Annotated in this window: 16 protein-coding genes; 8 read left to right on the forward strand and 8 right to left on the reverse strand. The window is 59.0% G+C overall.

Annotated features, from left to right (window positions below; genetic code table 11):
- Nucleotides 1-78: 78 nt before the first annotated feature.
- Complete coding sequence (locus tag FTW19_RS04810) at nt 79-1545, reverse strand: UbiA family prenyltransferase (RefSeq protein ID WP_246153568.1); 1467 nt, start codon at nt 1543-1545, stop codon at nt 79-81.
- A gap of 231 nt (nt 1546-1776) precedes the next feature.
- Between FTW19_RS04810 and FTW19_RS04815 the strand changes: the two genes are divergently transcribed.
- From FTW19_RS04815 to FTW19_RS04825, 3 genes are read left to right on the forward strand one after another with little or no spacing between them, the layout of a single operon-like run.
- Complete coding sequence (locus FTW19_RS04815; RefSeq protein ID WP_147646582.1) at nt 1777-3393, forward strand: efflux RND transporter periplasmic adaptor subunit; 1617 nt, start codon at nt 1777-1779, stop codon at nt 3391-3393.
- Nucleotides 3390-6512: a multidrug efflux RND transporter permease subunit gene (locus FTW19_RS04820; protein ID WP_147646583.1), complete on the forward strand. Its 3123-nt coding sequence runs from the start codon at nt 3390-3392 to the stop codon at nt 6510-6512. Before FTW19_RS04815 ends, FTW19_RS04820 begins: the two co-directional genes overlap by 4 nt.
- Nucleotides 6513-6524: 12 nt before the next feature.
- Entirely contained in the window at nt 6525-9827 is a 3303-nt protein-coding gene (locus tag FTW19_RS04825; protein ID WP_147646584.1) for an efflux RND transporter permease subunit, read from the forward strand.
- Between the two features lie 180 nt (nt 9828-10007).
- On the opposite strand, the gene FTW19_RS04830 is transcribed toward FTW19_RS04825, so the two are convergent.
- Both FTW19_RS04830 and FTW19_RS04835 read right to left on the reverse strand, forming a co-directional pair.
- Nucleotides 10008-11975, reverse strand: a complete 1968-nt coding sequence (locus tag FTW19_RS04830) for a CocE/NonD family hydrolase (protein WP_147646585.1) — start codon at nt 11973-11975, stop codon at nt 10008-10010.
- 35 nt (nt 11976-12010) lie between these two features.
- Complete coding sequence (locus FTW19_RS04835) at nt 12011-12589, reverse strand: thiamine phosphate synthase (protein ID WP_147646586.1); 579 nt, start codon at nt 12587-12589, stop codon at nt 12011-12013.
- Between the two features lie 108 nt (nt 12590-12697).
- Between FTW19_RS04835 and sthA the strand changes: the two genes are divergently transcribed.
- Nucleotides 12698-14095 carry a Si-specific NAD(P)(+) transhydrogenase gene (sthA, locus tag FTW19_RS04840; protein ID WP_147646587.1) on the forward strand — a complete coding sequence of 466 codons (1398 nt, stop codon included), beginning with the start codon at nt 12698-12700 and terminating at the stop codon, nt 14093-14095.
- A gap of 206 nt (nt 14096-14301) precedes the next feature.
- Here the strand turns inward: sthA and FTW19_RS04845 are convergent, their stop codons facing one another.
- Nucleotides 14302-14940 carry a ribonuclease HI family protein gene (locus FTW19_RS04845; RefSeq protein WP_147646588.1) on the reverse strand — a complete coding sequence of 213 codons (639 nt, stop codon included), beginning with the start codon at nt 14938-14940 and terminating at the stop codon, nt 14302-14304.
- On the reverse strand, nt 14941-15408 hold the full coding sequence (locus FTW19_RS04850) for a GatB/YqeY domain-containing protein (RefSeq protein WP_147646589.1): 468 nt from the start codon (nt 15406-15408) through the stop codon (nt 14941-14943).
- 203 nt (nt 15409-15611) lie between these two features.
- Here FTW19_RS04850 and FTW19_RS04855 point away from each other — a divergent pair, with 203 nt between their 5' ends.
- The 4 genes from FTW19_RS04855 (at nt 15612) to bla (ending at nt 19542) form a co-directional block, all read left to right on the forward strand.
- On the forward strand, nt 15612-16793 hold the full coding sequence (locus FTW19_RS04855) for a pyridoxal-phosphate-dependent aminotransferase family protein (protein WP_147646590.1): 1182 nt from the start codon (nt 15612-15614) through the stop codon (nt 16791-16793).
- 241 nt (nt 16794-17034) lie between these two features.
- Nucleotides 17035-17364 carry a hypothetical protein gene (locus FTW19_RS04860; RefSeq protein ID WP_147646591.1) on the forward strand — a complete coding sequence of 110 codons (330 nt, stop codon included), beginning with the start codon at nt 17035-17037 and terminating at the stop codon, nt 17362-17364.
- On the forward strand, nt 17361-18503 hold the full coding sequence (locus FTW19_RS04865) for a glutathionylspermidine synthase family protein (RefSeq protein WP_147646592.1): 1143 nt from the start codon (nt 17361-17363) through the stop codon (nt 18501-18503). The genes FTW19_RS04860 and FTW19_RS04865 overlap by 4 nt, the downstream gene beginning before the upstream one ends.
- A 187-nt stretch (nt 18504-18690) precedes the next feature.
- The gene (gene bla / locus FTW19_RS04870; protein WP_147646593.1) at nt 18691-19542 is read left to right on the forward strand and encodes a subclass B3 metallo-beta-lactamase; all 852 of its coding nucleotides are present in this window, start codon (nt 18691-18693) and stop codon (nt 19540-19542) included.
- Between the two features lie 370 nt (nt 19543-19912).
- On the opposite strand, the gene galU is transcribed toward bla, so the two are convergent.
- The 3 genes from galU to FTW19_RS04885 all read right to left on the reverse strand — a co-directional run bounded on the left by galU (nt 19913) and on the right by FTW19_RS04885 (nt 23476).
- Nucleotides 19913-20791, reverse strand: coding sequence for a UTP--glucose-1-phosphate uridylyltransferase GalU (gene galU, locus FTW19_RS04875; RefSeq protein ID WP_147646594.1), 879 nt, complete (start codon nt 20789-20791; stop codon nt 19913-19915).
- 135 nt (nt 20792-20926) lie between these two features.
- Complete coding sequence (locus FTW19_RS04880) at nt 20927-21457, reverse strand: AAA family ATPase (protein ID WP_147646595.1); 531 nt, start codon at nt 21455-21457, stop codon at nt 20927-20929.
- A 261-nt stretch (nt 21458-21718) separates the two neighbouring features.
- Nucleotides 21719-23476: a DUF885 domain-containing protein gene (locus FTW19_RS04885; protein ID WP_147646596.1), complete on the reverse strand. Its 1758-nt coding sequence runs from the start codon at nt 23474-23476 to the stop codon at nt 21719-21721.
- Nucleotides 23477-23613 lie beyond the last annotated feature (137 nt).

The raw sequence follows: 23613 nt of genomic DNA on the forward strand, positions 1-23613 counted from the left end.
GGAAGAATCGAATGATTCAGGTTCCTTCGCTCTCCAGTCAGCCAGGCTGAGTGGAGATTCTGTTCATTCAGCCGCGCCCTAAAGCGGGATGATTGCCGAGAGGATAACGATCAGCATCATGCCGCCAAGGATCAGGCTGCGCCTGTCTTCCAGGGCGTAGACCACGGGATCTTCGTCCAGATCGCCGCGTGAGGCGACCATCCAAAGTCTGCTGACCCACAGGATGATGATCGGGATCAGCAGCCACAGGCGGGTGATGTGCGGATACAGGTTCTGCGCGGTCAGTGAGTTGAGATAGAGCGCCAATACGACGACGGCCGCGTATCCGCTGGCCGCGCCGAAGGTACGCAACTGCTCCAGATCGCTGACTCGGTAACCGCGTCCGGCGGCGTTGTCCTTTTCGCGGGCGCGCAGATTTTCCAGCTCTGCAAACCGTTTGGCAAAAGCCAGCGAGAGGAAGAAGAAGATGCTGAAAGCGCCCAGCCAGGTGGTGACCGTAATCCCCGTAGACACTGAGCCAACGACGATGCGTACGGTGTAAAGCATAGAAAGAACGATGACATCCACCAGCATCATGCGCTTCAGCCGGAAGCTGTAGCTGAGTGTCATGGCGGCGTAAATGGCAAGCCATAAAAGGAACTTATGGGGCTGCGGCAACGAGGTAAAGTTCGGAACCGCATGGCAGAGATAGGGGAGTGCAATGGCAAAAAGGACCGAGATCGCCAGGAAACTGGCAATGATGGCGAAACCGGCGCCAACGCTCAGGTCGGCGGCTGCAAAGGGGCGCAGGCGCTTGCGCGGATGCCTACGGTCGACCTCTAAGTCCAATAGATCGTTGATGATGTAGGTCGCCGACGCGCAGAAGCTGAAGCTCAGAAAGGCGACGGTGGCGCCGACAACGGTATTCCAGCGGATCTGGTGCGCCAGCAGCAGGGGCAGGAAGATCAGGACGTTCTTGGCCCACTGGTGGATACGGATGGCCTTGAGGAAGGCCTTCAGCGCCGGTTTCTTGTCCTCGAAGACCCGCACTGGGACGGTGCCGGAGCGCTTCATGGCCACCTTCAAGCGCCCGTGGGGATTGGCGACCATTGGCGTTTCGCATGCGGCCAGCAATTTGGCGTCGGGCAGCGCGTTGCCGATGTAACAGAAACCATCGGGGAACATTTGCTGGAAGGCTGCGAGTTTATTTTTTCCGGCCAGATTTACCTTGCCGTCGCTGGCCAGAACGCCATCAAAGATACCCAAGTGGGCGGCCACGCGGTCGGCTAAAGCCTTTTCGGCGGCGGTCGCCAGATAGATCTGCCGTCCGCGGGCTTTTTCTTCTCGCAGGTACTGGAGAAGGGCATGGTTGTATGGCAGGTGCGCGGCATCGAGCATCACGACGGAGGTGACATTCCGTTTGAATGCGGCTTTGCCCTGGCGCAGCCAGCCGAAGGCCTTCAGAATGCTGCCTGGCGAATGCCGCAGCATGACCATCAGAGCATCATGCAGCGTATCGCTTTTTACGAGAGTTCCATCCAAATCGACACAAAGTGGTACGTCCACTCGCTGGGCTGGAGCGTCTATCGTTTGAAGTTCTACTGGCAAGATCACCGCCTTAGGCTATGGCTCGATTATAAATTCGGGTCAGTTTTGAGAAACCTTCTGCGGGGGTTGTCCGTATTTTGAAGTACGCTTGCACTAGCCCCCAGGACAAATTTCGTATCTCTGTCCGGGGAGATTACCACCCCAACGTTTCAAAGACATCTACATCATCCGGAATAGATTTTAAAGGTCATGACGACTGTACAGAAGCCCGAGCACGAATCGACGCCGGCGCGGCCCGCGCCCGGACACCATGATGCACCGCCTGCGCACGAGGGCCCCAAAAAGGGCAGCGTTCTCCGCAAGATCATCATCGTCCTGGTGATTGCCGCCTTCGTAGGTTTCTGTGTCTGGAAGATCGTGGATAACCGCAAGAATGCGGCGGCCCAGGGGGCTGGCCAAGGTGGACCGGGGGGCGGTCGAGGGGGCTTTGGCGGCCCTGTTGCTGTGGCGGCTGCACGAGTACAGCAGCGCACCATGCCGATCTATTACACGGCGCTGGGAACGGTTACCGCCTATAACACGGTGACCATCCGCTCGCGTGTCGATGGGCAGTTGCTTCGGGTAAATGTGACTGAAGGTCAGCAGGTCAAGCAGGGCCAGCCGCTGATGCTGATCGATCCCGCCCCGTATGAGGCTGCACTGGCTGTGGCCGAGGGCAACCTGGCGCGTGACCAGGCGACGGCAACAAATGCCCGCCAGCAGGCAACACGGTATGACCAGTTGTATGCCGCCGGCGTTGTCAGCCGTGAGCAGGCCCAGGCGCAGGAGGCTGCCGCCGGTCAGGCCGATGGAGCTGTCAAGGCTGACCAGGCCCAGATTCAGACCGCTAAGGTCAACCTGAGCTACACCCGGATCAACTCGCCGATCAATGGCGTGGTTGGTCTGCGACAGGTGGATCCCGGCAATATCGTCTCGGCTGCTTCGACGACCGGGCTGATTGTCATCACTCAGATGCATCCCATCAGCGTGATTTTCACGCTGCCTGAAGATCAGTTGCCTGAGGTATTGAAGCGCACGCGCTCCGGGCAGAAGCTGCAGGTAGAAGCCTACGACCGTTCCAACACGACGTTGCTGTCAAAGGGCTCCCTGCTGACCACTGACAATCAGATCGACACCACTACGGGAACGGCCAAGCTGAAGGCTGTCTTCGATAACAACGACAACGCCCTTTTCCCGAACCAGTTCGTGAATATCCGTCTGGTGCTTGAGAACCGCCCGAACGCGATCGTCATTCCTACCGCAGCGGTACAGAGCGGAACGCAAGGCACCTTTGTGTATGTCGTCAAGGATGGCAATCCTCCGGCTAATGCAGATGGACCGGCTACTCCCGGCGGCGCAGGCCAGGCTGGAGGCCAGCGTCAGGGATCCGGCGGCGGCCGTCGCAGCCAGGGCGGCGGACAGGGTCAGGGAGCACAAGGTCAAGCCACTCAAGGCCAGGGTGGGCAAGGCCAGGGAGCGCAGCAGGGGCCACCTCACTACGTCGAGATGCGGCCGATCAAAATTGAGGCAACCGAAGGAACGCTGGATATCATCTCCAGCGGCTTACAGCCGGACGAGTTGGTTGTCACTGACGGTGCTGAGCGTTTGCGCACCAACGCGCGCGTCACAGTGCGTCCGGCGAATCCGATGACCGGCAGCGCCATCATGGGCGATGGCCAGGGTGGCGGCGGCCGCCGCAGCCAGGGCGGAGCTACTGGTGCGGGAGCTCCCGGCTCGACGGCGCCGGCGGGCAATAACTCGGGACAGGGCCGGGGCGACAGTAGCCGTCCGCGTGGGCAGCGTCCCCAGGGAGGCGAACAACCATGAGTCCGTCAAGGCCGTTTATCCTCCGGCCAGTGGCCACCTCGCTGTTGATGGTGGCCATTCTTCTTGCCGGAGCGGTTGCCTACCTGCAGTTGCCGGTCTCGGCCCTGCCGCAGGTGGACTACCCCACCATCCAGACGCTGACCTTCTATCCGGGAGCGAGTCCCGAGGTGATGACGCAGTCCGTCACCGGGCCTCTGGAGCGCCAGTTCGGCCAGATTCCCGGCCTGACGCAGATGACCTCTATCTCCTCAGGCGGTGGGTCGGTCATCACGCTGCAGTTCAACCTGAATGAGTCGATCGATATCGCGCAGCAGGATGTTCAGGCGGCGATTAATGCAGCCACCTCCTACCTGCCGAAAGACCTCCCCAATCCTCCGATCTACTCCAAGGTCAATCCGGCGGATGCGCCGATTCTGACTCTCGCGCTCAGCTCCAGCTCCCTTCCTTTGTCAAAGGTGGAAGATCTGGCAGACACGATCATGGCGCAAAAGATCTCGCAGCTTTCGGGTGTGGGTCTTGTCAGCATCGCCGGCGGCCAGAAGCCGGCGGTTCGGGTCCAGGCCAATCCAACGGCGCTGGCCAGCTACGGCCTCTCACTGGAAGATATCCGTACGGCGCTGGCATCGGCGAATGTCGACCAGCCCAAGGGCGGCATCTCGGGAGCACGCCAGGCCTTTACCATCGGCGCGAACGATCAACTTACGGCCGCGGCTGACTACAACAACGTGATCGTTGCCTATCGCAACGGATCTCCGGTCCGGTTGTCGGATGTCGCAAATGCAGTGGACTCGTCAGAGAACCTGTACCAGGCGGCGTGGTGGAATGAAGACCCGGCGGTTATCGTCAACATTCAGCGCCAGCCGGGCGCGAATATTATCTCGGTCGTGGACTCCGTAAAGGCGCTGTTACCGCGTCTGCGCGAGACACTGCCGAACACGATTCGCATCGACGTACTTACAGACCGGACGAATACCATCCGCGCTTCGGTCAAGGATGTGCAGTTCGAGCTGATGCTGACCATTGCGCTGGTCGTTCTGGTCATCTTCCTCTTCCTGCGGTCGTGGCGCGCCACCATCATTCCGTCGGTGGCGGTGCCGCTTTCGATTGTGGGCACCTTCGGCGTGATGTACCTGTTGGGCTACTCGCTCAACAACCTTTCGCTGATGGCGCTGACCATTTCCACGGGCTTCGTGGTTGACGACGCCATCGTGATGGTGGAGAACATCGATCGCTATCTGGAGATGGGCGACTCGCCGCTGGATGCGGCGCTGAAGGGCTCAGAACAGATCGGCTTCACCATTGTGTCGCTGACCATCTCGCTGATTGCGGTACTGATCCCGCTGCTCTTCATGGGCGACATCGTCGGCCGGCTCTTCCGCGAGTTCGCGGTCACGTTGGCTGTGACGATTCTGGTTTCAGCGGTCATCTCTCTGACGCTGACGCCGATGATGGCAGCGAAGCTGTTGAAACATATTCCGGAGTCGGAGAAGGGCTGGTTCTACCGCAAGAGCGAAGAGTTCTTCAACTACGTCATCGAAAAGTATGCCGTGGGCGTGCGCTGGGTGCTGCGTCACCAGACCCTGACGCTGCTGGTGACGGTTGCTACCTTTGTCACCACCGTCCTGCTGTATATGTACATTCCAAAGGGCTTCTTCCCGGTGCAGGACACCGGTGTGATTCTGGGCATTACACAGGGTCAGGAAGACACCAGCTTTACCGCCATGGCCGCGAAGCAGAAGGCGCTGGCGTCGGTGGTGCTGAAGAACCCGAACGTGGAGAACGTCTCCTCTTTTATCGGAATCGATGGCACCAATATGACCATCAATTCCGGCCGTATCCAGATCACGCTGAAGGATCGCGACGAGCGCAGGAGGACTGCCAGCGAGATCATTCAGGATCTGGAGCCGGAGCTGGCCAAGGTAGAAGGCATCAAGACCTATCTGCAACCTTCGCAGGACCTTACGGTGGAGGATCGAGTCAGCGCGCTGCAGTATCAGTTGTCGGTCGAAGATGCGGACCCGGTCGAGCTGCTGAGCTGGGTGAATCAGATCATGGACAAGATGGGCAGCCTGCCTGAGGTCACGGCGGTGACCAGCGATCAGCATCCCAATGGACTTGGCGCGCACCTGGTGATCGATCGTGACACGGCATCGCGTCTTGGCATTACGCCGCAGAACATCGATGACACGCTGGACGATGCTTTTGGCCAGCGGCAGGTCTCAACCATCTATACGCAGATCAATCAGTACCACGTGGTGCTGGAGGCAGGACCCAGGTTCCAGCGGACTCCGGATTCGCTTGACCATATCTACGTGAAGAGCTCGAACGGAACCCAGGTGCCTCTGTCGACGTTCACGCACTTCGAGCAGACGAAAACCGCGCTCTCCATCAATCATCAGAGCCAGTTCCCATCGGCAACGATCTCGTTCAATATCCGGCCTGATAAGAGCATCGGCGATGCAGTGGACTCGATCTCGAAGTCGCTGAAGGATATGAACATTCCTCTCAGCGTGAACACAGAGTTTCAGGGAACGGCGCGCAGCTTCCAGGCCTCGCTCGCGAATGAGCCGATTTTGATTCTGGCCGCGCTGATCGTGGTGTACATCGTTCTGGGGGTGCTGTACGAGAGCTACATCCACCCCATCACGATTCTCTCGACGCTGCCCTCAGCGGGTGTGGGCGCTATTCTGGCGTTGATTATTGTCCGGGATTCTCTGAACGTGATTGCCTTGATCGGCATCATCCTGCTGATTGGCATCGTGAAGAAGAACGCCATCATGATGATCGACTTCGCCCTGGAGGCCGAACGTGAGCACGGCAAAACTCCGGAAGAGGCGATCTACCAGGCATGCCTGCTGCGCTTCCGTCCCATCATGATGACAACGATGGCGGCACTGCTCGGCGGCGTTCCGCTGGCCATGGGTACGGGGACGGGCTCCGAACTGCGCCGTCCGCTGGGTATCACGATCATCGGCGGCCTGATCGTCTCGCAGGTGCTCACGCTCTACACCACGCCGGTGGTCTATCTGTTCTTTGACCGTATCGGACGCAGGTACTTCAAGACGGAGGATGCCGACCGCAGGCTGCGCGAGCATGAGCATGCGGTTTCGGCGGACTGAGGTACTTCGCCTATGCATATCTCCGCACCATTCATCAAACGGCCGGTAGCCACTTTCCTGCTCTCGATCGCTGTTCTTATGGCGGGAGCGGTGGCGTATACCTTCCTGCCGGTGGCTGCCCTGCCTCAGGTGGAGTTTCCGACGATCTCGGTCAATGCCGGCATTCCCGGATCTGATCCTGAAACGACTGCTTCGGCGATCACGACTCCACTTGAGCGTCAGTTCTCGCGCATTGCGGGTATTACGCAGATGACCTCCGTCTCCGGTACAGGAACGGCGAGCATCATTCTGCAGTTCGATCTCTCTCGCGACATCAACGGAGCCGCGCGCGACGTGCAGGCAGCCATCAATGCAGCGCGCGCCCAGCTTCCGGCAAATCTTCCGCAGAACCCCAGCTATCGCAAGATCAATCCGGCAGATGCGCCGATCGTGATGCTGGCGCTGACATCGGAGTCGATGACGCCGGCGCAGCTCTATGACGTTGCCGATTCGATCCTGTCGCAGAAGATTGCGCAGGTAGAAGGTGTCGGCCAGGTCTTCGCCGGGGGCTCGGCGAAGCCTGCTGTCCGTATCGAGGCAAACCCCCGTCAGCTTTCGGCCTATGGTATCGGCCTGGAAGCGTTACGTACAGCCATCAGCCAGATCAATGTATTGCAGCCAACGGGCTATCTGCAGGATGACAAGCATCGCTGGGCGGTCTCGACCTCAGACCAGCTCTTTGGAGCCGCGGCGTATGCCCCGCTGATTATTGCGACCGATCGTGGCAATGTATCGAGCGCGACGGCATCGACCGGTCTGCCATCGTCCGTGGCCGCCGTCAGTTCGACGACGAGCACAACCACCAACACGGCAAACGGTCCGGCGAACAACGCCAACCGCACGCCGATGGCGGCATCGAACCAGTCCACCAGTGCCGCTGCAAATGCGCATGGCATCGTGCGTATTCAGGATGTCGCGACTGTTTACGACGGCATTGAGAACATCCAGACCGGCGGATTTATCGATGGCAAGCCTGCCATTCTGATGCAGGTCTTCAAGTCGCCGGGGGCGAACGTCATTGAGACGGTGGATCGTGTTCTGGCGCTGCTGCCAACGCTGCGCGCCACCATTCCGCCGGCGGTGACATTGGACGTGGCGCTCGACCGCACCACAACGATCCGCGCCTCGGTCAACGATATTACCCGCACGCTGATGCTGACGATCGGTCTGGTAGTGCTGGTCGTCTTCTTCTTCCTGCGCGAGGTGCGATCGACGCTGATTCCGTCAGTGTCTGTGCCGTTGTCGCTGATGGGCACCTTCGGCGTGATGTATCTGTTGGGATATTCACTCGATAATCTCTCCCTGATGGCGTTGACGATCTCGACCGGGTTCGTCGTCGACGATGCCATCGTGGTGATCGAGAACATCTCGCGTCATCTGGAGGAGGGCATGCAGCCCTTCGAGGCTGCGATGCTGGGGTCGGAGGAGATCGGCTTTACCGTGCTCTCCATGAGCATCTCGCTGATTGCCGTGTTTATCCCCATCCTGCTGATGGGCGGTATTGTCGGACGCCTGTTCCGCGAGTTTGCGGTGACGCTCTCGGTGGCGATCATGGTCTCCCTGGTGGTTTCGCTGACGACGACGCCGATGCTTTCGGCAAAGTTCCTGAAGGCTCATGACCAGCAGAAGCACGGGCGCTTCTATCTGTGGGGCGAGAAGTTCTTCAACTGGATGCTGAAGGAGTACGACCGCGGCCTGCGCTGGGTGATCCGGCACTGGATTCTTACTTTCATGATTACGGTTGGCACCTTCATCCTGAACATCTATCTGTTCACGCTGGTGCCGAAGGGCTTCTTCCCGCAACAGGACACAGGCCGTATCGGCGGCCAGATTCGCGGTCAGCAGGATACCTCGTTCGAATCGATGCGGCAGAAGATGATCTCGCTTTCGGCCATCGTGCAGCGCGATCCTGCGGTGGAGCATGTGATGTCCTTCGTCGGTGGCGGCGGTCCCGGCGGTGGTGCCACCAATACGGCCAATCTCTTCATGGCGTTGAAGCCCTACGAAGAACGCATCAAGAATGGTGACACGGCGGATGCCGTCATCAACCGTCTGCGTCCGCGGCTGCAGGGCACGCCGGGAGCGCAGCTCTTTCTGCAGTCGCAGCAGGAGCTGAACATCGGTGGCCGGCAGTCGGCGGCTCAGTTCCAGTACACGGTCACGGCCGATACGGTAGCCGAGCTGAAAGAGTGGGGTCCCAAGCTGCAGCTGGCGATGTCGCGTATTCCGGAGCTTCGTGACATCAATACCGATCAGCAGGACAACGGTCTGCGGTACCAGTTGGTGATCGATCGCGATAGCGCATCGCGCCTTGGAATTACGCCGTTGATGATCGACTCGACTCTATCCGACGCTTTTGGCCAGCGCCAGGTTTCTACGACCTATCGCACGCTGAATCAGTATCACGTGGTGATGGAGGTCGCGCCGGAGTTCCAGACCGATGTCGATTCGCTGCGCCACATCTTTGTGAAGAGCACGAACGGAACGCAGGTCCCGCTCTCAGCTTTTTCTCACTTCGAGATGACTCGTGTTCCGCTGCAGGTCAATCACCAGTCGCAGCGTCCGGCGTCGACCATCTCGTTCAACCTGGGACCGGGCGTCTCGCTCTCCGATGCTACGAATGCCATCGAGCGGGTGAAGAACCAGATCGGCCTGCCATCAACGGTGGTGGGCGGCTTCCAGGGCTCGGCGCAGGCCTTCCAGTCGTCGCTCTCTTCGGAGCCGATCCTTATCCTGCTTGCCATGATCACGGTGTACATCGTGCTGGGCATGCTGTACGAGAGTTTCATCCATCCGCTGACGATTCTCTCCACGCTGCCTTCGGCGGGCGTGGGTGCACTGCTGGCGCTGCTGATCACGAACCTGGAGCTCTCAGTAATCGCCATGATCGGTATGGTGCTGCTGATCGGCATCGTGAAGAAGAACGCCATCATGATGATCGACTTTGCGATTGCGGCGGAGCGCGAACACGGCAAGGATTCGGAAGGTGCTATCTACGAGGCGTGTCTGTTGCGCTTCCGGCCGATCATGATGACGACCTTCGCGGCATTGCTTGGCGGTCTGCCTCTGGCGCTTGGGACCGGGACGGGCTCCGAGCTGCGCAAGCCATTGGGTGTCACTATCGTGGGTGGCCTGCTGGTCTCGCAGTGCCTGACGCTGTTTACGACTCCGGCGGTGTATCTCTTCTTCGACAAGCTGCGGAAGCGCCTTGCAAAGTTCTTCCCGAAGAAAGCCGCAGCTCCGGCGCATGTGCCGCATCCGGCCCCGGGTGATTGAATCATTGAAGGATTGAATTATTGAATAAGGAAGGCCGGTCATATGACCGGCCTTCGTCGTGCCCTGAGCAAGGCATATCGGACTTCACTTGATTTCCTCATCTTCAAGATCACACAGAGCAAGGGGTCAGGCATGCACCTGACCCTTTGTTGCTGTTTCAATTGGAAACTGGCATCCGCCCTACTTCACCACTGGCAATTCGATAAAGCTGGCCTTGCCAGGCTGGTGCCAGATGCGTTGTTCGGCTTTCTTATAGTCTTCGGGTTTGGCGTCGAAGATGTTGGGGACGAAGGTCTGGGGGTTGCGGTCGTAGAGTGGGAAGAGTGTCGACTGGACCTGCACCATGATGCGGTGACCGGGCTCGAAGGTGTGATTGACCTGCGGCAGGTCGAACTTCACCAGCTCGGGCTCGTTGGGCTTGAAGGCTTCCGGCTTCTCGAAGCTCTTGCGGTAGCGGGCACGGAAGATGTCCAGCGAGATCGGTAGCTCATAGCCTTTCCAGTCGTCAGCCACGTTCTCGGGATAGACATCGATGAGCTTCACAACGAAGTCGGAATCGCTTCCAGACGTTGAAGCCATCAGGTTCACAACTGGTGTTCCACTGAGGCGCAGAGGCTCCTTGAGCGGCTCGGTGATGAAGGTCAGGACGTCGGGGCGGCCATCGACGAAGCGCTGGTCGGTGACCAGCCAGGTGCGCCAGTGTTCGCCGGTAACCGGACGCGGGAGGTAGGGCACAGGCTTTGCCGGATCAGAGGTATAAGCGCTGTACTGCTCGCCGGCTTTAGGAGCACTCCAGCTTAGGCTTCCATTGGCTGTGAGGTATAGCGGTTTGGCGCTATTCTCGCAGCCGGTATCGCAGCTCAGCGGCCACTTATCGAAGCGATCCCAATGGTTGGCGCTGGTGTTGTAGATCAGCACGGGAGGCGTTGCGGCCTTGGGCGCACCGTCGACGAGGTACTGCGAGAAGAACGGCATCATGACCTCGCGGCGGAAGTATTGGGTGGTATCGCCGTCCCAGACCAGTGGGCCGAGGGCGCGCCCTTCGCGATTGACCTGGGAATGGAACCACGGTCCCATCACCAAATAATTCAACGTATTGCTCTTGTCCTTCGGTTCGGCGGCTCGATAGCTGTGGATGGCGCCCCACATGTCTTCCTGATCCCACAGACCCTGCAGCCACATGGTCGGAACCGAGAGAGGCTTGTCGCCGGCAAGCTTGTCCAGCGCCTGCGCCTGCCAGAAGCCGTCATAGGCCGGATGCGATTCAACGGTCTTCCAGTAAGGAAGCTGCTCTTCGCCGAGGTAGCGGGCCATATCGCCTGCGGAGCCGCGCTGCAGGTAGGCGGTGTAGTCGTCCTCAGCTCCATGATTGCCGCGCTTGCCTGCGCCGCGAGCCGTGGTCTGCGAGAGGAAGTAGTCGAGATTAGTCTGGCGGAAGGCGCCGTAGTGGAACCAGTCGTCACCCATCCAGCCGTCGGTCATCGGGCTTTCGGGAAGGGCGACCTTGAGGGCCGGATGCGGGTTCAGCAGGGCCATCTGCACGGTGTAGCCCTCATAGGAGGAGCCGAGCATACCGACGCGACCATTGGACTCGGGCACGTGCTTCACCAGCCAGTCGATGGTGTCATAGGCGTCCATGGTGTCGTCGGCGCCGGTGGCGTTGTAGGGACCGACCTGCGGAGGAGTCATCAGGTATGGACCTTCAGAGCCGTACTTGCCACGGACGTCCTGATAGATGCGAATCCAGCCGGCGTGGACAAAGACCTCGTCCGCGAGACCAAGCTCGTCGATCATGTGGGATGAATCCTGCTTCCCTGCACCGCGCTCGGGCGAGGCGGCGTTGCCGGTTGCGATGGGGGTGCGGGCTGCAGCTGCGCGCGAGGCAGCGTTGTAGGGTGTGCGCGTCAGGATCATGGGCACGTTCATCGCGCCTTTGGGGATCACGATGACGGTGTAGAGCCTGGTGCCGTCGCGCATCGGCACCATCTCGACGCGTTTGGTGTAATCCCACTCGGGCTTGGTCACGGTCTCGGCCTGCTGTTTGGGCGGCGTGAACGAGGCAGGAATATCGTTGTGGATCTCAGTTGTCTGCGCAAACGCGCAGCCTGCGGCAAAGATGGCGGCTACGGCCAGGCCGTGAAGCTTCATCGGCAAGTTTCTCCTGTGTGAAATATCAGAATATGTCAGAGGAAGAGCCGGATGCCTGCAATTCCTGCGGCCCCGGCTTCCAGGCAGGCGCTGGTGTTCTCAGCGGTGATGCCGCCAAGGGCAAGGACGGGCACATGGCCGGCGGTAAGGCATGCCTCACGGAGCAGCTCGAGGCCTGAACCTTTGCTGATCCGTTCGCCGGCGACGGACTTCTCAAAGACCGGACCGAAGAGGAGAAAGTCTGCGTCAAGGGAGCGCCAGATGTCGTCGAGGGTGTGGCAGGAGACGCTGACGATGGCTTCGGGGAAGATGGACCGCACCTGCGCCGGGGTCAGTTCCCCCTCCCGGGAGGTCAAGTGAACGCCATGCGCTCCAGCGGCCAAGGCGACGTCCAGGCGGCCGTTGATCAGCAGCCTGGTCTGGCTGCCGGAGAGTTCGGTGAGTATCCGGCGGGCGAGGGAAACCATCTCCGCGGCCCCTAAGTCCTTTTCTCTCAATTGCAAATAGTCGATGCCGGTTTGGGCACAACGGCGCGCAAGATCGAGGAGGGCCAGCCGGGCGGCTTGTTCCTCTGATGAAACTATCTTTCGATTGGTGATCGCACACCGGGTCATCAAGGTGACAGTCTAACCCCTGTGTTAGCTTAGGGTTTGACAACGTAGAGAAGCGAAACCCGTCAACGTCAACCAAACGAGCAACCGGGGAATCATCCTTAAGAGCGCATGAGCAGTGTTTACGATCTGATCGTTATCGGTTCCGGCCCGGCGGGTCAGCGTGCCGCCATCCACGGCGCGAAACTTGGCAAAAGGGTCGCCCTGGTGGAGAACCGCGAGGTCGTGGGTGGCGCCTGTATCAATACCGGCACCATTCCGTCGAAGACGATGCGCGAAGCCGTACTGCATCTCTCCGGCTATAACTACCGTTCCATCTACGGCATGAACTACCGGGTGAAAGAGCGCATCACGATGGCCGACCTGGCCTTCCGTGTGCAACACGTCATCAAGACTGAGATCGACGTTACTCAGGCACAGCTCTCTCGTAACAACATCGAAGTTCTGACCGGTTCCGCCAGCTTTGAAGACCCGACACATGTCCGCGTAAGCAACTCCCGTGGAACGACGGTCTATGAGGCGGCGGCAACGCTGATCGCCACCGGAACCAAGCCGGCGACCTCGCCGAAGGTGCCGATCAACGGCACAACCATCATCAATTCAGACCTGGTGCTCGATCTGAAGACTCTGCCCAAGACGATGATCATCGTCGGCGGCGGTGTGATCGGTGTGGAGTACACCTGCATGTTCGCCGCTCTGGGTGTGCGCTGCACGCTGATTGAGCGCCGTCCACGGCTGCTGGAGTTTGCCGATCAGGAGATCGTCGAATCGCTCAGCTATCACCTCCGCGACTCGCGCGTGACCATGCGCCTGAACGAAGAGGTGGAGTCGGTGGAATCGATGGATGACGGCACGGTGGTCGCCAACCTCGAGTCGAAAAAGAAGGTGACGGGCGATACGTTGCTGTATGCCGTCGGACGCCAGGGCAATGTCGATGAGCTGAATCTTCCGGCGATCGGCGTTGAGGCCGATAACCGCGGACGTATTCCGGTCGACAAGGACTTCCGCACCAAGTGTCCGAACATCTTTGCCGCAGGTGATGTCATCGGTTTTCCCTCGCTGGCTTCGGTCAGCATGGAGCAGGGCCGTGTGGCTTCGGCTCGTGCGTTTGGGGACGAGACGATTTTGTCGAACCCGAGCTACTACCCATACGGCATCTACACCATTCCAGAGATCAGCTTCATCGGCAAGACCGAGGAGCAGCTTACGGAAGAGGATGTGCCGTATGAAGTCGGTGTGGCCTACTATCGTGAGATTGCGCGTGGACAGATTCGCGGCGATACGACGGGACGTTTGAAGCTGATCTTCCATCGCGAGAACCACTCTCTGCTGGGTGTGCACATCATCGGTGAAGGCGCTTCGGAGCTGCTGCACATTGGCCAGGCGGTGATGGCGCTGGGTGGAACGATTGAGTACTTTGTGGACACGGTCTTCAACTATCCCACGCTGGCTGAGTGCTACAAGGTGGCGGCGTTCAATGGATTGAACCGTGTGAGTAAGCTGGATTAGGGTGTTGGAGTTGTGAAAATGCCTGCCTCGTAGAGGCAGGCATTTTTGTTGTACGAAACGAAAAACGGATCGAGCTTGCGCTCGATACACCCACATAAGCTTCGCGTATGTGGGGCACCCGGCTCTTCTTTCGCTTTGCGAAAGAAGAGGATAAAAGCAGGTCCTTCGCTTTGCTCAGGATGACAAATAGAGAGCATGGGCGACGTTTATTCCTTGATCACTTTCACGAAGGCGCCTTCGGGCAGGGTTGCGCCGCCGAGAAGGTGGACTACGCCGTCGCGGACGAAGCCGCGGAGCATAGGGTTGCCGTTGGGATTGGGCGGGGCTGTGGATTTAGTTGGATAGGGTGTGGCCTTCAGCGGAGCTGGTGGAGGGCCGCCGGGCTTATTCTCGCGTTTCATGCCGCGGTCCATGGCCTCGTTGGCCAGGCGGTCCGCGACTTTGTTCTTATTGCGCAGGGCGTGGCCGATCTCGAAGCGATCGAGTTGGCGGATGCGGCGTTTGGCTTCCTCCCACATAGGCTTCAGATCAGGCGAGCTGACCTTGTACTTGCCCTGGATCTGCTTGACCATCAGCTCGGAGTCTGACGTGACTTTGAGCCGCGGGATCTTGTGCTCGATGGCATAGGCAAGCACGGCCAGCAGGCCAGAGTACTCCGCGTAGTTGTTGGTGCGGAAGCCGAGGAACTCGCTCAGCTCCGCGAGGACGGTGCCGTCGGGAGCGTAGAGCACCGCTCCGAAGCCGGCGGGGCCGGGGTTGCCGCGAGCTCCGCCGTCGCAGAAGGCTGAGACCCAGCCTGCGTCCTTCGTGGCTTCTTCTGTAAATAAACCCTGTGTCTCGCGCATCTATTTCGCCAGTTCCGCCTTCACCATCTCGGAGACACGCTTGTTGTCGGCGTGCAGGCCGCTGGCAGCGATACGCTGCTGAATGATCTTCATGGCTGCGCCCATGTCCTTCGGTCCGGGCTTGGTGCCGGACTCCGCCAGGGTGACGATGGCGCCCTGCACAACAGCCAGAATCTCTTCGTCGCTCGACTGCTTGGGCAGATAGGCCTCGATGATGACGATCTCGGCCTGTTCCTTTTCGGCGAGCTCCGGGCGGCCTCCCTTGGCGAACTGCTCGGCGGCGTCTTTGCGCTGCTTGATCAGCGTGGTGAGAATCTGCTGCTCTTCGGCGTCGGTGAGTGGCTGGCGCTTGTCGATCTCCTTGTTTTTGAGCGCGGCTTTTGCCATGCGCAACGTGGTGAGCCGCAGCTCCTCTTTGGCCTTCATCGCGGTGATGATGTCTTTGCCGATCTGTTCTGTGATGGCCATATGCCTATCCTTCCGGTTTCTTATCGTTACTGATTGTAAGACGCGGCCTAGAGCATTTTCCCTGTTGCTAGGTATCCCGGAAGGGGCGTGCAGCGGCGTTTTCATTACAGAAAACGCCCATAGATGCAGAGACCCTAGACTACACCTACAGGGAAATGCTCCACCTGTTCGCTAATCGACACGGAGACTACAATCAAGGCATCATGATCCGTAAAACACGCCTTTTTACGCCCGGTCCGACACCCCTGCTTCCGGCAGCACAGTTCGCCATGGCAGCGGCGGACATTCACCATCGCACCCCCGAGTTCCGCGCTCTGTTTACCAAGGTGCTCTCGCAGTTGAAGGACTTCGTTGGTACCTCCAACGACGTGATCCTGCTCTCTTCGTCCGGTTCGGGCGCGATGGAGGCCGCGGTCTCCAATCTGACTTCGCCTGGCGACCGCGTGCTGGTGGTAACCGCCGGTAAGTTTGGCGAGCGCTGGGTAGGCCTGGGCAAGGCCTTCGGATGTCATGTGGATGTTGTCAGCGCCCCCTACGGCCAGACCGTCTCGCTGGACGAGGTGAAGGCCGCGCTGAAGCCGGATACAACCGCTGTCTTCGTGCAGGCGACCGAGAGCTCCACCGGCGTGCGTCACGATGTGAAGGGAATCGCCGAGCTACTGAAGGCGGAGAAGTCTGGGGCCCTGCTGATCGTCGATGCGATCACCGGTCTTGGCACCACGCACCTCGACATGGATGCATGGGGAGTCGACGTTCTGATCGGCGGTTCGCAGAAGGCCGTGATGATGCCTCCGGGGCTGAGCTACCTGGCGGTGAGCCAGCGTGCGTGGGACCGCATGGAGACCTCTAAGAATCCGCGTTACTACTTCGACCTGCGTAAGGAGCGCAAGAACGCGGCCAAGGGCGAGTCTGCCTACACGCCGCCGGTATCGCTGATTGCTGCTCTGGGTGCTTCGCTGGACTACATCGCGGGCCAGGCTGATGGCGACCTGAAGGCCGGCCGTACCAAGCTGGTGGACAATGCCGAGACCTGCGCCGCGATGACGCGTGCCGCGGCTGAGGCTCTGGGTCTGAAGCTTTTCGCTCCCAAAGGTTACGAGGCTGCCGCCGCCACCGCGATTCTGCCTCCCGAGGGTGTTGATTCGGGTGTGATCGTGAAGGGCCTGAAGTCGAAGTTCGCGGCCATTGTGACCGACGGTCAGGGCGAGATGAAGGGGTCCCTCTTCCGCATTGCGCACATCGGCTTCTTCGACTATCTGGACACCATCGCCATCATCGGCGCTCTGGAGCAGGTTGCCGTTGCGGCGAAGCTGCCGCTGCCAGCGCTTGAGTTCGGAAAGGGACTCATCGCTGCGCAGAAGGTCTTTGCTGAGCGGGTGAAGTAGTATGGTGACCTGCGAGCCTGATTCGGGCTCGCAGGTCGCTTGATATGTACTTCGTGATGGCTCCCTGGACTTCTATAGAGCGGGCCTTCAGCCCTTGGTTTTGTTTGTCGCTTGAACCTGGGGCGTTGCCCCAGGCTGGTGTAGAGCGCGCCTTCAGCGCTTCACCCAGTACGGCGCGACTTGCGTAAGCTGATTGCAGTTGTTCCGATGGCCGCTTTGGGGAAGCGGACGTAAACAAACCATGAAACGCTCTGCGCACGTTACTGCTCCACTTCTCGCTGCTACCGCGCTTGCTCTGCTCACTGCCTGCAAACAGAAAGAGATGCAGCGCTGCGTCGATGAGAATGGCGTGGTTGTGGACAACAGCCTCTGTGGTCTGCCGCAGCAGCCGGTCTCCAATCAGCCCGGATATATCCCTCACATCTATCGCTACTACTACGGCGGCTGGGGCAACTACGCTCTCGGCACGCGCGTCGGCGGTGGAAGCTATGTTCCGCTTGCGGGGCACAGCTATGGCACCGTCAGCCGCGGTGGTTTCGGCAGCTCCTTTGGCCACGGAGGTGGCGAATGAAGCGTTCCAGCATCTCTCTCCGCAGTGACTGGCAGCGGATCGTTGAAGAGCAGGGCCTCACCTTTCACACGCTCGAAGATGGCTCTCCGTACTGGGATGAGTCGGCGTGCTACGAGTTCTCGTCTGCCGAGGTGGACATGCTGGAGGCCGCGGCCAATGAGATGCAGCAGATGTGTCTTGCCGCTGCGCAGCATGTCATCGACAACGAGCGGTATGACGAGCTGGAGATCGATCCCGAAGCTGTGCCGATGATCGAGTGGGCGTGGGAGCAGGAGCCGCCCGCGATCTATGGCCGTTTCGATTTCAGCTATGACGGCGTGACGCCGCCGAAGCTGCTGGAGTACAACGCCGATACCCCCACGGCACTGTTGGAGGCGGCTGTCATTCAGTGGACATGGATGGAGCAGGTGCATCCGGGGACGGATCAGTTCAATTCGATCCATGATCGTCTGATTGCAAAGTGGAAGGACGTTGCTCCCTATCTTTCGAAGCCGGTGTACTTCGCAAGTGTCAATGCTCCTGAAGACCTGCTGACGGTGACGTATCTGCGCGACACGGCGGAGCAGGCAGGTATTCCCACAGGACAGTTGTTGATGGAAGAGATTGGATGGGACAGCGAGCGGCGCACCTTTGTCGATCTGGAGAACCGGCGCATCGACTCCATCTTCAAGCTCTATCCGTGGGAGACGATGGTGGAGGAAGAGTTCGGTGCTTCGGCGCTGGAGACCTACCAGGATGTGAAGTGGATCGAGCCCATCTGGAAGATGCTGCTCTCGAACAAAGGCATTCTGCCGATTCTATGGGAGCTGTATCCGGATCATCCCAATCTATTGCCGGCATACTTTGCGGACCTGAGTGTGCCTCCTGCACCAGGAACGGTGCGTAAGCCGATGCACTCGCGTGAGGGTGCGAATATCACCCTGGTGCGTGCGGATGGAACGGTCTACGCCACCGAGGGCGACTATACGGACCGGCTCTGTATCGATCAGGTGCTGGCGCCGCCTGCGGTTTTTGATGGGCAGTATCCGGTGTTGGGGCTGTGGATGATTGATCAGGAGTGCGGCGGCATGGGGATTCGCGAGTCTTCTGAGCCGGTTACGGGGAATTTCAGCCGCTTCGTTCCACATTTTTTCCGCTGAAGCATTTCCCTGTGGGCGTAGTGTAGGGATTCCGCATCTATGGGCGTTTTCCGCAATGAAAACGCCGCTGCACACCCCTTTCGGGATACCCCGTAGCAGGGAAATGCTTTAAATCCACAGATGTTATCCACCGGAGCATCCGCCGGGTTAATACAACCTTTGCTTGAAGCGGGCGTACGCTAGGCGCATGATCCGTCGCCTCGTCCTTTTTGCAGCCCTGTTTGTGTGCTCGTTGTACGCACACGCCGCTGTGTATCCGAACTTTCCTCCGCACAAGATTGCGGGAAATCTCTATTACGTCGGCGACAGCTTTGAGGCGGCGTTTCTTATCGTGACGCCGCAGGGCAACATTCTGTTGAATGTGGGCGATCAGGACGAAATCAAGCTCGTGAAAGAGAACGTCGCCGCGCTGGGCTTCAAGTGGGCGGACACGAAGCTGCTGCTCTCAAGCCAGGCGCACTTTGATCATGTTGGAGCGGCGGCGCAGGTAGTGAAGGAGACGGGAGCGAAGTTCCTGGTGATGGATGGCGATGTGGATTTGGCGGAGTCGGGCGGCAAGAAGGACTTTGCCTACTCCGCGCCGAAGTACCAGTTTCCGCCGGCGCATGTGGACAAGGTGCTGCATGACGGTGAGGTGGTGCAGTTGGGCGGAGTGAAGCTGGTCGCCCACAAGACTCCGGGACATACGCGCGGTTGCACTACCTTCACGATGCAGGTGAGCGAGGGCGGCAAGACCTACAACGTGGTGATTGTGGGCGCGGGTGGCGCCAACTTCGGCGATGCCGGGTATGAGCTGGTGGGTAACAAAGTGTATCCGCAGATCGTGAGCGATCTGCGTAAAAGCTATGCTGTGCTGCATTCGCTGCCCTGCGACATCTTTCTCGGAGCCCATGGCGTGTACTACGGGTTGAAAGAAAAGTATCCGCGTTCGAAGACCGAAGGTGTGAACGCGTGGGTCGATCCGGCTGGGTATAAGGCGTATGTGGATGGGAAAGAGAAAGAGTTTGAAGCGGAGTTGAAGAAGGAAGAGAAGAAATAATTCTTTTGTTGAATGGTTGAAAAGTTGAATAGTTGAATGGTCTTCAGCAACGCAGTGAATTGCTGTATTTGAAGACAAGGTAAATCGGGTGGGAGCAGCGGGCTTCAGCCCGCTGATAACGCGTTAAAAAATCGATGGGCTTTAGCCCTGGGCCTTTCTATCCGCTAGGAGGAAGGCCCAGGGCTAAAGCCCAATTCCTTTATAGAGTCGATAAACCTCGGGCTGAAGCCCGAGGCTCCCACCCGGTTCGAGCTTTCGCTCGAATGAAAGAAATATCGACGTACTCTTGGAAGAAGGCGATTGTCGTTGGATGGTGCTGACGCTTCGCTACATCAGCACCATTCCACTATTCAACCATTCCACTATTCAACTAAATCGGGAACGTCTTCAGCCACTCGCGGAACTTGGGTCCGAGGTCGTCGTGCTTGAGGGCGAACTCGACCGTAGCCTTTAGGAAGCCGAGCTTGTCGCCGGCATCGTGACGCTTGCCTTCGTAGGTGAAGCCATAGACCTTCTCGTACTGCAGCAGGGCCTTGATGCCGTCGGTGAGCTGCAGCTCACCGCCCGCGCCGGGAGTGATGGTCTCGAGCATCTCGAAGATGCGTGGTGTCAGGATGTAGCGGCCGATGATGGCGTTCTGGCTCGGCTGGGTGCCGGGCTTGGGCTTTTCGACCATGTCCTTTACAGCGAGCAGCTTCGGGTTGTTTGCGTCGGGGGTGCAGTCCAGGCAGCCATAGGCGGAGATAGCATCCCCCTCTACGATTTCGGAGCCCAGGATGGAGGACTGCGTTTCGTTGAAGGCATCCACCATTTGCTTCATGCAGGCGACGTTGGCATCGACGATATCGTCGGGCAGGATGACCGCGAAGGGCTCATCGCCGACCAGCGCCTTGGCCTGAAGGACAGCATGACCGAGGCCCAGGGCTTCAGCCTGACGAGTGTAGGTGATCTTTGCCAGCTTCGAAACGGAGCGGGCGACTTCGAGCAGAGCAGTCTTGCCGCGAGCTTCGAGCGAGGCTTCCAACTCGGCGGATTTATCGAAGTGGTCTTCCATGGTGGTTTTGCCACGGCCGGTGACGATGATGATCTCTTCACAACCGGCGGCGACGGCTTCTTCAACGCCGTACTGAATCAGTGGCTTGTCGACGAGCGGCAGCATCTCTTTGGGAGTGGCTTTGGTTGCAGGAAGGAAACGGGTGCCCATACCTGCGGCTGGAAAAACTGCTTTACGGACTTTCATGAATGCCATGAGCGAAAAAGTGTCCTTATCGTTACTTGAGTACCGTCATCGTACCAAATCAATTAGGCGGAGACGTTTATTGCAGGTACGATGCCTCCCAGTAGCCCTTCTGTTTGTCCACAGATCAAGGATTTTCCTGGTTTTTTAGCTGCCTTGGAGCGTCTCAAGTATGAAATCGGCACGTTCGCGGATGCCGATCTTCGGCAGCAGAATGACCTCATAACCCAGGATTGGGTAAGTCTTAAGTAATCTGTCATATTCGGCCATCGCTTCGTCGAAGCTGTGGCGGCGCTCCGCGTCGGTTCCGTAGATCTCCGGCCAGGGAGGTGTAAGAAACACCTGTGGATAGTAACGGTGCTTTCGCCCGAGTTCTTCCAGTACGGATTCGCCGGTGACATGCTGCAGGGCTGAGGCAGCGTCGATCAGTCCGCGATCGAAGAAGACCCAGCCCTGCGATGGGGCGACGTCGAGGTCAGCGAGAGAGACAGTGATCGCGCGTCGGAGGAACGCTGCCACATCGATCCATGGCAGCGCCGATCCTCCCTGTTCTGGCTCTTCCCGTACGATCCGGCGGCCAGGCTCTTCGACAACGCGATAGCCTCTGCGAGCAAGCTCTTCGAGGAGCGACGACTTTCCTCCTCCTGAGCAGCCGGAGAGGATTACGAACGGTCGCATAGGATGTATCGGCATATCCGGAAACAGCACAGTCTCGTTGCCCTATTTTTCGCGGTTCTATCGCGAAAGGTCGGATCTCCGGCGAACTCGTTAGCTGGGAATTAGCGTGGGGTATCGCGCTTCGCGCGACCGTCTTTTCTTTTACTTCAACGGATCGTTCAGAAAGATCTATAAGTGCTTGGGAGAGTGAAGGCCGGGCCCATGTCCCTAAGGGGACATGGGCACCCGGTGCATGGGTTATCTCGAGTGTGTCGATGCAGCCTATAGCACCGGAGAGTTGTCGTGCAGCATGCTCTTGCGGATGATCTTGATGGGAACCGGTCCCTGGCGCATCAGGTCGTCATGGAACTTCTCCAGGCTGAAGGCAGCTCCCTGCTTCTTCTTCACATCGTCGCGCAGCTTCAGAATCTCCAGTTTGCCCAGGGTGTAGTACATGTAGAGCGCATCGGCGGTGCCGCGCTTGGTCTCGACGGTGGCTGAGGCGCGGGACTGGTAGCCCTCCTTCACGAAGAAGTCGACGCCTTCATCGAAGGTCATCTGGCCGGTGTGCATCTTCAGGCCAACGATAAAGCGGGCGTTGCGCAGCAGGGCATCCTGCAACTGGCCGAGGCGGATGAGCTTGGCTTCGCGGTCATCTTTCGCGCCGGAACCGGGCTGACCGTAGCCTTCGTCCAGCATCATCTGTTCGGTGTAGTGGGCCCAGCCTTCGACGTTGCTGGCGGACATGGTGAGCTTGCGGACCTTGGACGGGAACTGTGACTGCCACAGGAACTGCACATAGTGGCCTGGGTAAGCTTCATGCACAGCGGTGGAGATGATGGTGCCGATGTTGAAGCTCGCCATGTGTTCGGCGACGTGCGCGGCTGTCCAGTCTTTTTCAGGCAGGGTGACGTTGAAGTAGGCCTTAGTTGAGTTCTTCTCGTAGGCGCCCGGCGGGTCCATGCTGGCGAAGGTAGTAGCGCGCATGAAAGGCGGCGTCTCTTCCAGGGTGGGCTGTACGTCGCTGGGAATGGTGATGATCTTCTTGGCGCGGACGAAGCTGATCAGTGAGTTGAAGGTGTCCTGGAAGGCGTTCAGCAGCTTGTCCGGAGCCGGATGAATATTACCCAGCTCGGCCAAAACCTGCTCGGGTGTCTTAGCGGGGTCGAGCTCTTTGGCGATGCGTGCGAATTCGGCCTGGTTGGCGCGCATGTTAGCCATATCTATCTCGACCAGCTTGTCCAGCGGGAGATCGACCATTTCATCCAGGGCCAGCTTCTTGCGGAATGTCGCTTCACCGAAGCGGAAGTCGCCGTTGGAGCGAGGCAGAAGGTCGCTCTTCAGCCAGTCGCCGTAGCTCTTCAGGGCGTCGATGACAGCCTTGTTGGATTTGGCGAAGTCTGCCTTGGTCTCCGCACTGGTGGCTTTGCTGAATGCCAGTGGAACGTCGTTCTCGAAGAATGAAACGATACCGGGAATCTGCTCGATAGCGATCTGGGTGTAGATCTTCGGAGGGTTCTTCAGGTTCTTGCGCGCTTCCAGAAAGACCTGGGGCATCAGCTTCTCGCGCTCTACGGCAGCGCGGAGGCGTGTGTCCACAGGTGCGAAGTCACGGCTCATCAGCACGAAGATGCTGTTGGTGATGCCGGAGGAGTAGTTGTCCGGGTTCTTCTCCCACATGCGGATGGTCTCGAGCGAGAGCAGGTTGGACTCGATGTTATTCAGCAGCACCTGGCGATCATCAGCAACAGAGCCATCGAGGCCTTCGGCGGGAACTGCCTCAAACTTTTTCTGCCACTCGCGCATGGACTTGATCTGCGTCTGTACAGCGGCGGCGGAGTAGTCTTCGAGGCGGCCGTCGTACTGGTGGAAGCCGGCCTGGGTGCCGTAGGTCGGCGAGAAGTTGAAGACATCATCGAAGTACTGGTCGACGTAGAAACGGAAGGTCTGCTGCGCTCCGTCGGCGGAGATCTTCTGCGCGGGTGCGGTGGCGGCGGTCATAGCGGCTCCGAGGGCGAGGATAGCGGCGAGTTTCTTCATCGGTGGAGATCGTCCTGAGGGGATGGTTCCTTGCTGCTTTGCAGTGTACTGCGAGAGAAGCAGTTGCTGGTTGCTGGTTGCTAGTTCCTGGTTGCTGGTTGGGATCGCGCTGTGCGCGATCGGTTTTTATCCTTGCT

This window comes from Terriglobus albidus, from assembly GCF_008000815.1.
In the GTDB taxonomy this organism is placed as follows: Bacteria; Acidobacteriota; Terriglobia; order Terriglobales; family Acidobacteriaceae; genus Terriglobus; species Terriglobus albidus_A.

Coding starts and splice junctions, on each gene's coding strand:
- FTW19_RS04865 (WP_147646592.1), top strand. CDS start 17,361: ATGAAGCGTTCCAGCATCTCTCTCCGCAGTGACTGGCAGCGGATCGTT.
- FTW19_RS04860 (WP_147646591.1), top strand. CDS start 17,035: ATGAAACGCTCTGCGCACGTTACTGCTCCACTTCTCGCTGCTACCGCG.
- bla (WP_147646593.1), top strand. CDS start 18,691: ATGATCCGTCGCCTCGTCCTTTTTGCAGCCCTGTTTGTGTGCTCGTTG.
- galU (WP_147646594.1), bottom strand. CDS start 20,791: ATGGCATTCATGAAAGTCCGTAAAGCAGTTTTTCCAGCCGCAGGTATG.
- FTW19_RS04825 (WP_147646584.1), top strand. CDS start 6,525: ATGCATATCTCCGCACCATTCATCAAACGGCCGGTAGCCACTTTCCTG.
- FTW19_RS04885 (WP_147646596.1), bottom strand. CDS start 23,476: ATGAAGAAACTCGCCGCTATCCTCGCCCTCGGAGCCGCTATGACCGCC.
- FTW19_RS04855 (WP_147646590.1), top strand. CDS start 15,612: ATGATCCGTAAAACACGCCTTTTTACGCCCGGTCCGACACCCCTGCTT.
- FTW19_RS04820 (WP_147646583.1), top strand. CDS start 3,390: ATGAGTCCGTCAAGGCCGTTTATCCTCCGGCCAGTGGCCACCTCGCTG.
- sthA (WP_147646587.1), top strand. CDS start 12,698: ATGAGCAGTGTTTACGATCTGATCGTTATCGGTTCCGGCCCGGCGGGT.
- FTW19_RS04880 (WP_147646595.1), bottom strand. CDS start 21,457: ATGCGACCGTTCGTAATCCTCTCCGGCTGCTCAGGAGGAGGAAAGTCG.
- FTW19_RS04815 (WP_147646582.1), top strand. CDS start 1,777: ATGACGACTGTACAGAAGCCCGAGCACGAATCGACGCCGGCGCGGCCC.
- FTW19_RS04850 (WP_147646589.1), bottom strand. CDS start 15,408: ATGGCCATCACAGAACAGATCGGCAAAGACATCATCACCGCGATGAAG.
- FTW19_RS04835 (WP_147646586.1), bottom strand. CDS start 12,589: ATGACCCGGTGTGCGATCACCAATCGAAAGATAGTTTCATCAGAGGAA.
- FTW19_RS04845 (WP_147646588.1), bottom strand. CDS start 14,940: ATGCGCGAGACACAGGGTTTATTTACAGAAGAAGCCACGAAGGACGCA.
- FTW19_RS04830 (WP_147646585.1), bottom strand. CDS start 11,975: ATGAAGCTTCACGGCCTGGCCGTAGCCGCCATCTTTGCCGCAGGCTGC.